We start from the raw sequence: 12,436 nt of genomic DNA, 5'->3' as shown, positions 1-12,436 counted from the left end.
TGCCCTCATGCCTGCAACACGCTGGACACCAGCAGTTGCGTATAGGCATGCTGCGGATCGTCCAGAACTTGATCAGTCAATCCGGCCTCGACCACATGACCGCTTTTCATCACCATCAGCCGATCCGCCAGCAGACGGACAACGGCAAGATCATGGGTGACAATGATGGCGCTCAGCCCCATTTCCCGAACCAACCCGCGCAACAGGTCCAACAGGCGAGCCTGTACCGAGACGTCCAGACCACCAGTCGGTTCATCCATGAAGACCAGCCTGGGGCCGGTCACCAGATTCCGCGCGATCTGCAGGCGCTGCTGCATGCCACCGGAAAACGCGGTCGGACGATCATCAATCCGCTCCGCTTCGATCTCAACCCGACCCAGCCAGTCGATCGCCTTGTCGCGGATATCGCCATAGTGGCGGCCACCAACGGCCATCAGTCGTTCGCCGATATTTCCGCCCGCACTGACAGACATACGCAAGCCATCGCGCGCATGTTGGTGCACGAATGCCCAATCGGTGCGGCTCAGCATCCGGCGTTCAGGTTCCGACATGGTCAAAGTATCCACCGGACCGTCTGCACGAGTGTCAAAGATCACCTGCCCCGCATCCGGCTCCAGATGACCCGCCAGACAGTTCAGCAGGGTTGACTTGCCCGAACCACTCTCACCCACGATCCCCATCACCTCGCCGGGATAGAGATCAAAACTCACATCGGTACAGCCGATACGGGCCCCGTAGGATTTTCTGATATCCTGTACACTCAGCAGCGGTGTCATTTCATTCACCTTGGGTCATATGAAAACTCGATCCGATTGCCGCCCGGCTCTCGGATCATGAAATGGAGTTTCGGACCTGAACCCGAGGGTTCAGGTGCAAACTCGACAACGACGGCAGGCCAGTCTTTGACCGCATCGAAAACCGCAGTCAGCGCTTCTTCATCGGGAACTTTCAAGGCAACATGATGCAACCCCACGTTCTTGTGCCGGTCAAACCCCTGTAGCCCCTTGCCTTTTTGCTGCCAAAGCGTCAGCTTCGCCGCGCCATTGGTTACATAAACCGCCGGATAATCCGGATTGCTGCCGAAGACCTCCCAACCCAGCGCATCGACAAAGAACGTCCGCGTGGCGTCGAGGTCCGAAACCGTAAGGCCAAGGTGGTCAATTCCAAGCACATCTTCTCGTTTCATGCGGCATCCTCTCTGGCCAAACGGCCCACATGGCCCGCCTCGCGGCGCGACCGGCAATAATCAGTGTCCGAGCAAACAAACATGCGGGTGCCTGCATCATCCATGATGACCTCATCCAGATAGCTGTCCTCGGCCCCGCACAGATCACAGGGATGGTCGGCCTTGGTGGCCTCGAACGGGTAATCCTGGAAATCGAGGCTGACGACCTTGGTATGCGGTGGCACCGCGTAGATGCGTTGCTCGCGGCCCGCGCCAAACAGCTGGATCGCGTCCATCTCAAGCTTTGGGTTGTCGAATTTCGGGATGGGGGACGGGTCCATCACATAACGGTCCGAGACCATCACAGGATAAGCATAAGCGGTTGAGATCGCACCATGCTGGCTGATGTCTTCGTACAGTTTCACGTGCATCAACCCGTATTCTTCGAGGCTGTGCATCTTGCGTGTCTCGGTCTCGCGCGGTTCCAGAAACCGCAGCGGTTCCGGGATCGGCACTTGATAGACAAGAATCTGATCCGCGCGCAGCTTCGCCTCGGGGATGCGGTGGCGGGTCTGGATGACCGTCGCCTTCTCGGTTTCCTCGGTGGTGGCGACGCCCGCCGTATTCTCGAAAAACTTACGGATAGACACAGCATTAGTCGTATCATCCGCACCCTGATCAATCACCTTGAACGTATCGTCCGGGGTCAAAGTTGCGGCAGATACCTGCACGCCCCCGGTACCCCAGCCATAAGGCATCGGCATCTCTCGGCTGGCAAATGGCACCTGATATCCGGGAATAGCCAACCCCTTGAGGATCGCCCGACGGATCATCCGCTTGGTTTGTTCGTCCAGATATGCGAAGTTATATTCAGTCATTTGATGTAACTATTTTGTTTCTGGTGTTTTTATGAACGTATTTGGTATTTGTTCGCTCTTTTTGGCGGTTATGCTCTATTTTATTTGGCGCAATTTTCGCGCAAAGTGGCGCCTCGGGGCCATGGCCCGCGACCTTTCGTGCGAATGGGATTCGCTTGAAATCGTGAATTCGCGCGAAGCTTTCGGCAGGAAATCGCCCAATCAGGGCAGCGGCTGGTTTTTGAACCGTAGGACGAGCCTGTAGGGCAAAGCGTTCAGAGCTCATTCCGCAGCCTCCCTCGATGCAATCCGTTCCTCGGCCTCGCGTCGCAGCTTGCGCACCAGTTCCAGTTCGGATTGAAAATCCACGTAATGCGGCAGCTTGATATGTTCGAGGAAACCGGTTGCCTGAATATTGTCTGAGTGGCTCAGGACAAATTCCTCGTCCTGTGCAGGTGCGCCCAGATTGTCCTCGCCCAGCTCCTCCCACCGCAGCGCCCGGTCGACCAGAGCCATGGCGATGGATTTGCGTTCAGACTGGCCAAAGACGAGCCCATAGCCGCGTGTAAACTGTGGCGGCTCAGTCTTTGAGCCTTGGAACTGGTTCACCGTCTCACATTCGGTCAACTCGACTTCGCCGATCTCGATGGCAAAGCCCAGTTCGGGAATGTCCATTTCGACCGCGACCTTGCCGATCCGCAGCTCGCCAACAAAGGCGTGGTTGCGGGCATAGCCGCGCTGAGTCGAATAGGCCATGCCCAGCACAAACCCCTCATCCCCGCGCGCCAGCGATTGCAACCGCAGCGGACGGTCCGCCGGAAACTCCAGCGGTTCGCGGGTCAGGTCGCCAGGCGTAGCATCGCTGACCGGCTCGTCCTGAATGATATCCTCACCCTTGAGGAATTCGGTGATATGCGGGGTCGGCTCGTGTCGCGCCGTACCTTCGGGCGCGGGTAGAGTTTCGCCATCCGCAGCCAGTTTGAAATCTAGCAGGCGGTGGGTGTAGTCGAATGTCGGGCCCAGCACCTGCCCGCCCGGCGCATCCTTGAACGTCGCCGATATCCGACGGTCACAGGCCATATTGCCCGTTTCTACCGGTTCGGAATAACCGAAACGCGGCAATGTCGTGCGATAGGCGCGGATCAGAAAGATCGCTTCGATCAGATCACCACGCGCCTGTTTGATCGCCAGTGCGGCAAGGTCCGGATCATACAGCGATCCTTCTGCCATCACCCGGTTCACCGCCAGGCTCAGCTGCTCCCGGATCTGGACCAGGCTAAGCTCGGCCACATCCGGGGCGCCTCGGCGCTCTTCGGCCAACCAGGCATGGGCATTCTCAATAGCCTTTTCGCCTCCTTTGACGGCAACATACATCGCTTAACCCTCCGCGCTGATCTGGGTACTGCGCGGCAGGGCCGCGACCTTGTCACCGCAGGTAAAGAAGAAGTCACATCCCAAAGGGAAAAGAGCCGCATTACGTTGCAACGCAGGGATATCGGGTAGGTTCAAGCCTGCGCTCTGCTTGATACCGGGACCGTGCAAAATGGCACCGGACTGATCCAGGCTGTCACGCTCAACAATCAGAGTGGTTGACCGATCCGGATACTCGGCAGTTCCGATGCGATAGCGATCCAGCCCACCAAGTTCGCCCCAAGTGCCGACGGCGAAATCCGCCTCGACAGCAGGAACCAGCGGCGCGCCGGTGTGGAAGGTCAGCCATTCGCGCAGAGCGTCGGTGTCGAGCTCACCCGCCAGATGTACCTTGGTTTCCGGGTCGCATAATGTCAGCAACAAGGTGCCCGCTGCTACCGACAAAGGCGCTGGGGGCACGGCCCCTGACAGGCTGCGGATTTCGCCAGGGCGTGCCATCACCGTCATCGCCGCGCGAAAAGCATGCGCGGAATCAACCGGTATGTTCTGGAACCCGCCCGAGAATTGAGTTTGCGCAGTCATCAATCTTCTCCCCGAACCAGCGTGAAGAATTCTACTTTGGTTGCCGCCGCCTTTGCTGCCCGCGCGATTTTGACCGCCTGCATTTTCTGTTCCAGCGGACCGAGCAGGTTTTCCCGCACATGGTCTGCTGCCGCAGTCTGCATCATCGCATCAATCACAGCTGCAGCTTCGGCCTTGGGCTTTGACCGGCCCTGAACATAGCCATGTCCAACCGTGCCATCTTGCAAGACCACCGAGCAGCGCGTGACCGTCATTTCACCCAGGTTGAAGGGCGCCCCGGTGGCGCCGGTACGTCCGCGCACCATCACGCCGCCCACTTCGGGGCTGCGCAGCCATTCAAAGCCGGGACGGTCCGTGAGGCCCTCCCACAGCGCCAACGTGGCGTCATCTGGCGCGCGGGCCAGCAGGCCCATCCAGGTCTTACGCGCCTCGGTCGCGGAATCTCTCTGTTGTGTCATCAAAGCCTCTTGGCGGGGTTGTCTACTTATCCTATACAACTATACAAATCATAGACCGCCGCCCGGCGACTCGCAATCGCAACTGTGTGAATTTTTGGTGACATGAACAAAACGCCGATCTGGAAAAGCATCGCCCTAAGCCTGACGTCGGACATTGCCGAAGGGCGATATCAAACCGGTGACCGGCTGCCGACCGAAGCGCAACTGGCCGCAACGCATGGCGTTAACCGCCACACGGTTCGTCGGGCGCTGTCTGACATGGCCGACCAGGGGCTGGTCCATTCTAGGCGCGGGGCCGGTGTATTCGTCGCCACCCGACCAACCGAGTATCCGATTGGTAAGCGGGTGCGATACCACAAGAGCATCTCGGCCAGCGGCAAGATGCCCGGCAAGAAGATCCTCGCCCTGACCACACGGGCCGCGGATGAAGCCGAGGCCGATGCATTGGGGCTTGAAACCGGCGACACGGTGCATGTCTATGACGGTCTGTCTCTGGCCGACGGGCAACCCATCGGCCTGTTTCAAAGCGTTTTTCCGGCCAAGCGATTTCCTGATATTCTGCAGATTCTGACCGAAACCCAATCCGTCACCAAAGCCCTGCAAAGATGCGATGTGCCGGATTACACGCGCATCTCAACCCGCCTGACCGCGCGCGCGGCCACGGCAACTCAAGCTCTGCACCTGCACCTGTCCGAGGGCGCACCAGTCTTGTTTTCGATCGGCATCAATGCAGACCCCGAGGGCAATCCTGTCGAGTACGGAAGAACAACCTTTGCCGGGGAACGAGTTACGCTGACCCTGAACGAGGATTGATCCCGTAGGTCTCCCGCCCGTCTTCAACCTCCTATCGGAGGTTTCATCCCATTGGGCGTAGCGCCGCGCAAAGCGCGGCGCCCGGCCCAAGGCCCCAAAGGGGGATCGGCGAAACCGATGCTTCTGCGGGCGCGGAGCACCCAGGGTCACAGGGCCAGCTATTCGTATTTCTCCAAAAACGCCTCAGCCTCTAGTTTGCGAAAATCCGGCAATGCGTCACGCAAGCGGCTGTTGTCCCAGTCCCACCAGGCCAACTGCTCCATCCGATCCGCAACCGCTTGTGGGAACCTGGGGCGGAGTGGTTGGGCCGCCACCCCAGCAACGATCATGTAGGGCGGTACGTCTTTGGTCACCAGCGCCCCGGATGCGATGACCGCACCATTACCGATTGTCACCTCGGGCTTGATGATCGCTCCGTGACCGATCCATGTGTCATGCCCGATATATGCGATCCGGCTTGCGCGATGGGCAAACCACTCCGCATCATCCTCGGCATCGTCCCAATAGTCAGCAGACCGATAGCTAAAATGATGCAGCGAGGCCTTTTGCAACGGGTGATCCGTGGCGCCGATCCGGGTAAAGCTGGCAATGTTCGAAAACTTGCCGATCTGGGCGTTGGCGATGTCGCAGGTCCGGTCGCAATAGGAATAGTCGCCCCAGACCGCGTTGGCGATCCGACTGCCGGTGCCAATCTCGACAAATGCACCAAAGCTGCTGTTGGTAATCTGGCAATCGGGATGGATGAACGGTTCATCCGTGCGCAATCGTGCCATAGTCCTGACCTTTCAAGCTGCGCTCACGGCAGAATAAAATCTTTGGTTTTCGCGTTGCTCGGCTTGCTCTTCTTGCCGCTGTCGCCCTGGATCAGACGACGCCGTAACCAGCCCGAGAACCAATCCATCAACATCACCATGAGAATGATCAGAACGATGTAATAGGCGACCTCTTCCCAATCTTTCTGAGTGATGATCGCCTGCGTCAGCAACAGACCAATGCCGCCGCCAGTAATCGCTCCAATTATGGTCGCGCTGCGGGTGTTGGATTCGAGAAAGTACAAAAGCTGGCTCAACAGCACGGGAGTGATCTGTGGGATCACGCCAAAGCGATAGCGCTGCGGCGCATTCGCACCGGTCGACTGCACGCCCTCGATCTGCTTCTCATCCACATTCTCCAGCGCTTCTGAGAAGATCTTTCCGAATGTCCCGGTATCGGTCACCAGAATTGCCAGTGCTCCTGTCAGCGGCCCCGGTCCGAAGGCCCGTGCCAGAACAACGGTCCAGATCAAGGCGTCAACACCGCGTACAAAGTCGAACACCCGCCGTGTGGCAAAGCGCACCGACCGCAAGGGGTTAAAGTTCCGCGTCGCCAGGAACGCCAGTGGCAAGGCGATAATCCCTGCCCCCATTGTGCCCAGAAACGCCATCAGGATCGTCTCAAAGATGGCCCAGGCCACATCCTGATGCCGCCAGATCTTGTTGGTCCAGAAATCGTTGAAAATGGCACCGGCCTCACCGGCGGTGGCGCGGCTGACCAACTCGGGGAAGGATTTGCCATAATACGGGCTGTCGAGGGTGAACCAAAACAGCTCCCACCCTGGGAAATAGCGAAACACTTCGGACCGGTTGCGGGTCACGGTCAGACGCCCGGCATCGGTGGTGATCGCCAGCCGATTTTTCGAGACATTGATCCAGTCTGGAACATCGCCCGCCGGTAACTCTGCTTGCACACCAGAGGCCCGGCTGGGCGAAGCGCGCACGACGCCATAGCCAGGGATATCGTATTCGATTGTCTCGGGGCCGAAACGCACCACGTGACCATCTTCCAGGTCAATGATCGTGGTTTCGCCCAACGCCACCCAGTCGGGTGCGGTCCCGTCAGGATAGGTGCCTTTGCGGTCCCCTTCGACCGCAACGGACACATCACCATTGCGGTTATCCCGCGTGACATGGGTTTTGTAGCTGTAGCTGTCGGCAACAAGCGTCTTGCCGTTTTCCCAATTTGCACGCCCGGCAATACCGGGCACGTCAAAGGCAAAGAACACATAGATCAGGTAAACAACGACAAGGCCGGGCAACCCGAAATTCACGATCCGTTTGCGGTTGAACAAACGACCGGCCTCGGCCTTGAGGTCATCTGTCGACAGATCAGTGGCAAAGGTCGTCATGCCGAAGCTCCTTTTTCCGACCCGTGGGTCAGGCGATCCCGCAGATAGCCGGACAGCTGATCCACGACCATGATTGTGACAAAAAGCAGAAGGAAGATGGCCGCGGCCTCGTCGTAGCGCCCCTGCCCCCATGACATCGCGTTGCGCAGCTCATATCCCAGACCGCCAGCACCGACGAAACCGAGGATGGCCGAGGCACGGATGTTGATCTCGAACCGCAGCAAGGCATAGCTGACATAGTTCGGTCCGACCTGTGGGATCACGCCCAAATACATCCGTTGCGACCAGTTCGCGCCCACCGAATGCAGCCCCTCAATCGGCTTCAGCGAAGCGTTCTCGTTCACTTCCGAGAACAGCTTGCCCAATGCACCAGCGGTATGGATGGCAATCGCAATCATTGCCGGAACCGGACCGCCGCCGAGAATAAAGATCAAAACCAGCGCGATAACGATTTCAGGGATGGCCCTGCAGATATCGGAAATCCGACGAAACAATGGGATCAGAGATGGCCACTGCGCCATGCCCCGTGTCGACATCAGGGCAAGAAATGTCCCCACAATTGTACCGATCAGGGTTGATGCTGCCGCGATATTGATCGTCTCGATCAAGGCCGGAAAGAACCGGATCAGATTCTCCGGCATCGCGCCGATCTTTTCCCACGCTTCCGAGAGAACCTCGGCCGGATAGTCGAAAACCCTGCGCCAACCGTCAACGAAACTGCCTGCGTTTCGATCATCCGCAGTGCGGAACCCTGCAGCCATCAAAGCCACAAACAGGATCAGGAGAATGCCACCATAAGCCCGTTTTCGCCGGGTCATTTCTGAGTATTCGTCGCGGATCTGATCGACACTGTGGGACCCTGCGGTCAGGTCTGTCATAGAATGCTCCTGAGAAAACGGGGTCCGGTATAACACCGGACCCCGATCATGTGAGTTGCAGGCTTAGTTGGACTTCAGCTTGCGGGCTTCAATGATGACCTCGTAGGCCTCATGCGTGATGGGATCAAAGCTCTTGGCTTCGCCTGCTGCCACGCCGTAGAAACATTCGCGGTCTTTTTCGTCCAGCGTGTTCCACAGCTCAGTGACCTGAACTTTGACATCTTCGGGCAAGGCCTTGCGCAGAACGACCGGGCCTTCCGGGATCGGCGCCGATTTCCAGATCTCGACCAGATCGTTCATGTCGACCAGACCGGCATCAACAGCGCGGCGCAGCGCGCCCGACTGATAGCCATCTTCCCAATCACCCAGGCCGTCGGCCCAGGTCACGCCGCCGTCAACGTCACCGTTGTTTACAGCAACGATAGTCTGTTCGTGACCGCCGGTGAACTTGACCTCACCGAAGTAATCGCCCGAGTCCATGGTGGCACCGGTGGCCTGTGGAATTTCGATCGAAGGGATCAGGTAGCCTGAGGTCGAGTTCGGATCACCAAAACCAAAGGCCTTACCCTTCATGTCGTCCAGCGAGGCGATGCCGCTGTCTTTGCGCGCAAAGCCTACCGAGTAGTAGCCATAGCCGCCATCACTGTTGACCTTGACCAGAACCGGCTCAACCGCTTCGGGATCGCTCAGATAGGTTTTGGCATAGCCCGACGCGCCCAGCCAGGCGACGTCAATCGTGCCGCCCAGCAGGCCCTGGATCACACCGTTATAGTCGGCGGGCGCAAACAGCTTGGTCGGAACGCCCAGCAGCTCTTCGGTGTATTCGCGCAGGCATTCGTTTTTGCTCATCCGGTCCTGGGCGTTTTCGCCGCCCAGAATACCAATGCGGAATTCGTTGATTTCCTGCGCCATAGCGGGCGCGGCCATGGCAGTGGTCGCAACAAGGGCAGCAATTAGGTTTTTCATCTGTCTCTCTCCAGGTTGATGTCCCCGACCTCTCATCGGGCCGGGCGATGAAAGGTGGTTGGGGTGGCTCAGATGGTAGCCTCGGCTTCCATCAGGGCCTTCTGGGTGGCGTCGAGCGTTTCGATCTCGGTCGAGGTCGCCTCTTCCGAGAAACTCGCATCGGCCCCATAGATCTCGCGAGCGACGCCGGTGGTCAGTTGTTCGGGCAACCCGTCAAAGACGATGCGGCCGTCGCGCATGCCGACAACGCGGTCGCAATAGCGGCGCGCGGTGTCCAGCGTGTGCAGGTTGGCGATGACCGTGCGGCCGTCCTCTTCGTGGATACGGCGCAGGGCCTGCATCACCACCTGGGCATTCATCGGGTCCAGCGAGGCAATCGGTTCGTCCGCCAGAATGATCTTGGGGTCCTGCATCAGCGCCCGCGCAATGGCGACACGCTGTTGTTGTCCGCCCGACAGGGCCTCGGCGCGTTTCGGCGCATGTTCCGCGATGCCCAGACGATCCAGAATGTCGATCGCGCGGTGGATGTCCTCCATCGGGAACAGGTTGAACATGGTGGCCAGCGTTGATTGGCGGTTCAGCGTGCCATGCAGCACGTTCGACACCACATCCATGCGCGGCACCAGATTGAACTGCTGAAAGATCATGGCGCATTCGGCCTGCCACGCCCGCTTGCCTCGCCCCTTCAACTGGGTGACATCGCGGCCTTCGAACAGGATCTTGCCTTCGCTGGAATCGGTCAGGCGATTGACCATCCGCAAAAGGGTGGATTTCCCGGCGCCGGATCGCCCGATGATGCCGATCATGCACGGTTTGTCCACATCCAAGGTCGCCGCATCCACGGCTAGATTATCGCCGAAGCGTTTGGTCAGTTTGTCGATACGCAGCACAGGCCACCCCCAATTCGTCTTGGCGGTCAGCTACAGCCACTGTTCAACGGCTGTGTGTCAGTAAGGTGAAAGTTTTGTTACGGCGCGATTGTCGCGGGGGCTATCCATCATCTGACCTCAACGCTATACGCATCCTCAACTGTTCAGATGACACGAGGCCACCATGAGCTTTGACCGCACTATCAAGATCGCCCCGTCGATCCTGTCCGCCGATTTCGCCAATTTCGGTGCCGAGATTCAGGCCATCGAGGCGCAGGGCGCCGACTGGGTGCATATCGACGTGATGGATGGCCATTTTGTTCCCAACCTGACCTTTGGTCCGCCCGCCGTCAAAGCCTTCCGCCCGCATGTCAAAACGGTGATGGACGTGCATCTGATGATCACCCCAGTCGATCCCTACATTCAGGCCTATGCGGATGCTGGGGCCGATGTCCTGACCGCCCATATCGAGGCAGGGCCGCATTCGCACCGCACCTTGCAGGCCATCCGCGCTGCAGGAATGAAGGCCGGTATCGCGCTGAACCCGGGCACTCCGGCCGAAGCGGTGGAGCACCTGTTGGATCTGACCGATCTCATCTGCGTTATGACCGTAAACCCCGGCTTTGGCGGCCAGAAGTTCATCGACATGACCAGCAAAATCCGCCGCCTGCGCCAGATGATTGGCGACCGTCCCGTCCATATTGAGATTGATGGCGGCGTTGATCCAAACACCGCCCCGCTGGTCGCGGCCGCAGGCGCCGACGTTCTGGTTGCCGGCTCAGCTGTGTTCAAAGGTGGATCGGTAGATCAGCCCGGGGTCTATGGCGACAACATCCGCGCCGTGCGGGCCGCTGCGAATTCCGCGCTGTAACTCATTATTCCTGGCGCATGCCCGAAATCACCCTGTGCATGAGGTCCAGAAACTGACGTTGTTCCTCGGCGCTCAGCCCCGCAAGCGCCTGCGCGTTTACGGTCTGGGCGGCCTCATATGCCTCCGCGCGTATCCCTGACGCCTTTTCGGTCAACCAGATCAGCTGAGCTCTGGCATCGGTTGGGTTTTTGGTTCTCTTGACCAAACTGTCCCGCTCCATCCGGTTGAGCGTGTTGGCCAACGTCGCCTGCTCGACGTCGATTTTGCCAAGCAGCTCTTTTTGCGACACGCCGTCCTTTTGCCAAAGCTCCAGCAAAATGGGGAATTGCCCAACGACGATCCCCAAAGGAGAGATACGCTGCTGCAGGTCCCGGGCAAACAAGCGCGCCATGTGATTGACCAGATATCCGGCAGAGTCTTCTTTCGTGAAATCCATGTCGGATAAATACACTTGCATAGCATGCTATGCAATATTATATAGCTTGCTATGTTATTTTCTGAAAGAGGATCAAAGAATGGCACGCATCGTAGAACTGGACGAAATCGCAACCCTGGCTGACCAGATGGAAACCGAGGAAGGCCCCGTCGTTCTGATCAACCTGTTCACGGTTGACGCCAAGGACGAAGACGCCCTGCTGACCGCCTGGTCCCACGACGCGGATTTCATGAAATCGCAACCGGGATACATCTCGACGCAACTGCACAAAGGCATCGCCAACAGCGCGACCTTCGTGAACTATGCTGTCTGGCAAGATGTGAAGAGTTTCCGTCAGGCCTTTACCAATCCTGAATTCCAAAGCCGTATCGCCGACTACCCGGACAGCGCAGTGACGCGACCACATCTTCTGCGCAAGCTGACGGTCGACAACCACTGTGTTGCCTAAGGCAAAAAGTGGAGGCGACCCATGATCAGAACAATCCACCCCATCGCTGGAGTTATCGGATTTCTAACAATCCTGACATTCTGGACATCTACTTTGTACAGCGAGATCTTCGCTTCCCACGCGACCGTGGCATCAGTAAAAACCATGATCGTCTATGGCCTGTTCTTGCTGGTCCCGGCCATGGTAATTGTCGGCGCCACAGGAATGTCGATGGGAAGCCGGCGCAAAGATGCTTCGGCATTGGCCAAAAAGAAAAGAATGCCGATCATCGCAGCCAACGGCCTGCTTATTCTGGTACCCGCAGCACTCTACCTGAAAGCAAAGGCCGGAGCCGGGGCCTTCGACACCAGCTTCTACCTTGTTCAGGTCATCGAATTGGTCGCTGGTGCCACCAATCTGACATTGATGGGTATGAGTATCCGTGACGGCCGGGCAATGACCGCGCGCAGGCGCAGTCAGTCCCAGAAATAAAGATGCATTCCAAACAGAAAAAGCCCGCCCCGGTTTGGGGCGGGCTTTTTTTGTTTCGACGGTTAGGTCTGAGACTATTCGGCGAAC

The 12,436-nt window shown here is 58.3% G+C and carries 17 protein-coding genes; 4 read left to right on the top strand and 13 right to left on the bottom strand.

Going from position 1 to position 12,436, the window contains the following annotated elements; translation table 11 throughout:
- Positions 1-5: 5 nt before the first annotated feature.
- Genes phnK through phnG form a run of 7 tightly spaced genes read right to left on the bottom strand, consistent with a single transcriptional unit; the run spans position 6 to position 4,433 of the window.
- On the bottom strand, positions 6-776 hold the full coding sequence (gene phnK, locus AC2FH9_RS19015; protein WP_496872597.1) for a phosphonate C-P lyase system protein PhnK: 771 nt from the start codon (positions 774-776) through the stop codon (positions 6-8).
- Positions 777-781: 5 nt separating this feature from the next.
- Positions 782-1,186, bottom strand: a complete 405-nt coding sequence (locus tag AC2FH9_RS19010) for a VOC family protein (RefSeq protein WP_271951521.1) — start codon at positions 1,184-1,186, stop codon at positions 782-784.
- On the bottom strand, positions 1,183-2,043 hold the full coding sequence (locus AC2FH9_RS19005; protein ID WP_142639343.1) for an alpha-D-ribose 1-methylphosphonate 5-phosphate C-P-lyase PhnJ: 861 nt from the start codon (positions 2,041-2,043) through the stop codon (positions 1,183-1,185). Before AC2FH9_RS19005 ends, AC2FH9_RS19010 begins: the two co-directional genes overlap by 4 nt.
- Positions 2,036-2,308: a hypothetical protein gene (locus AC2FH9_RS19000; protein WP_496872596.1), complete on the bottom strand. Its 273-nt coding sequence runs from the start codon at positions 2,306-2,308 to the stop codon at positions 2,036-2,038. Before AC2FH9_RS19000 ends, AC2FH9_RS19005 begins: the two co-directional genes overlap by 8 nt.
- Entirely contained in the window at positions 2,305-3,396 is a 1,092-nt protein-coding gene (locus AC2FH9_RS18995) for a carbon-phosphorus lyase complex subunit (protein ID WP_496814367.1), read from the bottom strand. The genes AC2FH9_RS19000 and AC2FH9_RS18995 overlap by 4 nt, the downstream gene beginning before the upstream one ends.
- Positions 3,397-3,399: 3 nt before the next feature.
- Positions 3,400-3,975, bottom strand: a complete 576-nt coding sequence (gene phnH, locus AC2FH9_RS18990; protein WP_496791350.1) for a phosphonate C-P lyase system protein PhnH — start codon at positions 3,973-3,975, stop codon at positions 3,400-3,402.
- Entirely contained in the window at positions 3,975-4,433 is a 459-nt protein-coding gene (gene phnG / locus AC2FH9_RS18985) for a phosphonate C-P lyase system protein PhnG (RefSeq protein ID WP_496692910.1), read from the bottom strand. The genes phnH and phnG overlap by 1 nt, the downstream gene beginning before the upstream one ends.
- Before the next feature lie 102 nt (positions 4,434-4,535).
- Between phnG and phnF the strand changes: the two genes are divergently transcribed.
- Complete coding sequence (phnF, locus tag AC2FH9_RS18980) at positions 4,536-5,246, top strand: phosphonate metabolism transcriptional regulator PhnF (RefSeq protein ID WP_142639335.1); 711 nt, start codon at positions 4,536-4,538, stop codon at positions 5,244-5,246.
- A gap of 158 nt (positions 5,247-5,404) precedes the next feature.
- Here the strand turns inward: phnF and AC2FH9_RS18975 are convergent, their stop codons facing one another.
- The 5 genes from AC2FH9_RS18975 to phnC form a co-directional block, all read right to left on the bottom strand.
- Positions 5,405-6,019 (bottom strand): LbetaH domain-containing protein, encoded by a 615-nt coding sequence (locus AC2FH9_RS18975; RefSeq protein WP_142639333.1) that lies wholly within the window; start codon positions 6,017-6,019, stop codon positions 5,405-5,407.
- 23 nt (positions 6,020-6,042) lie between these two features.
- A complete protein-coding gene (gene phnE / locus AC2FH9_RS18970) occupies positions 6,043-7,410 on the bottom strand; it encodes a phosphonate ABC transporter, permease protein PhnE (RefSeq protein WP_496698858.1) in 1,368 nt (455 codons plus the stop codon).
- The gene (gene phnE, locus AC2FH9_RS18965; protein WP_496698859.1) at positions 7,407-8,288 is read right to left on the bottom strand and encodes a phosphonate ABC transporter, permease protein PhnE; all 882 of its coding nucleotides are present in this window, start codon (positions 8,286-8,288) and stop codon (positions 7,407-7,409) included. The genes phnE (AC2FH9_RS18970) and phnE (AC2FH9_RS18965) overlap by 4 nt, the downstream gene beginning before the upstream one ends.
- Positions 8,289-8,351: 63 nt before the next feature.
- A complete protein-coding gene (phnD, locus tag AC2FH9_RS18960) occupies positions 8,352-9,254 on the bottom strand; it encodes a phosphonate ABC transporter substrate-binding protein (RefSeq protein ID WP_496872594.1) in 903 nt (300 codons plus the stop codon).
- A gap of 68 nt (positions 9,255-9,322) precedes the next feature.
- Positions 9,323-10,144, bottom strand: coding sequence for a phosphonate ABC transporter ATP-binding protein (phnC, locus tag AC2FH9_RS18955; protein WP_496872593.1), 822 nt, complete (start codon positions 10,142-10,144; stop codon positions 9,323-9,325).
- 163 nt (positions 10,145-10,307) lie between these two features.
- Between phnC and rpe the strand changes: the two genes are divergently transcribed.
- Positions 10,308-10,994, top strand: a complete 687-nt coding sequence (gene rpe / locus AC2FH9_RS18950) for a ribulose-phosphate 3-epimerase (RefSeq protein WP_496868936.1) — start codon at positions 10,308-10,310, stop codon at positions 10,992-10,994.
- Positions 10,995-10,998: 4 nt separating this feature from the next.
- Here the strand turns inward: rpe and AC2FH9_RS18945 are convergent, their stop codons facing one another.
- Positions 10,999-11,430: a MarR family winged helix-turn-helix transcriptional regulator gene (locus AC2FH9_RS18945; RefSeq protein ID WP_142639321.1), complete on the bottom strand. Its 432-nt coding sequence runs from the start codon at positions 11,428-11,430 to the stop codon at positions 10,999-11,001.
- 79 nt (positions 11,431-11,509) lie between these two features.
- Between AC2FH9_RS18945 and AC2FH9_RS18940 the strand changes: the two genes are divergently transcribed.
- Both AC2FH9_RS18940 and AC2FH9_RS18935 read left to right on the top strand, forming a co-directional pair.
- Positions 11,510-11,878 carry an antibiotic biosynthesis monooxygenase family protein gene (locus AC2FH9_RS18940; protein WP_142639319.1) on the top strand — a complete coding sequence of 123 codons (369 nt, stop codon included), beginning with the start codon at positions 11,510-11,512 and terminating at the stop codon, positions 11,876-11,878.
- A gap of 21 nt (positions 11,879-11,899) precedes the next feature.
- Positions 11,900-12,349, top strand: coding sequence for a hypothetical protein (locus tag AC2FH9_RS18935; RefSeq protein WP_142639317.1), 450 nt, complete (start codon positions 11,900-11,902; stop codon positions 12,347-12,349).
- Positions 12,350-12,436 lie beyond the last annotated feature (87 nt).

This window comes from Ruegeria sp. CDSC081 (genome assembly GCF_059610485.1).
The sequence above is the reverse complement of the archived record's forward strand: the minus strand, read 5'-3'. Positions and strand labels throughout refer to the sequence as shown.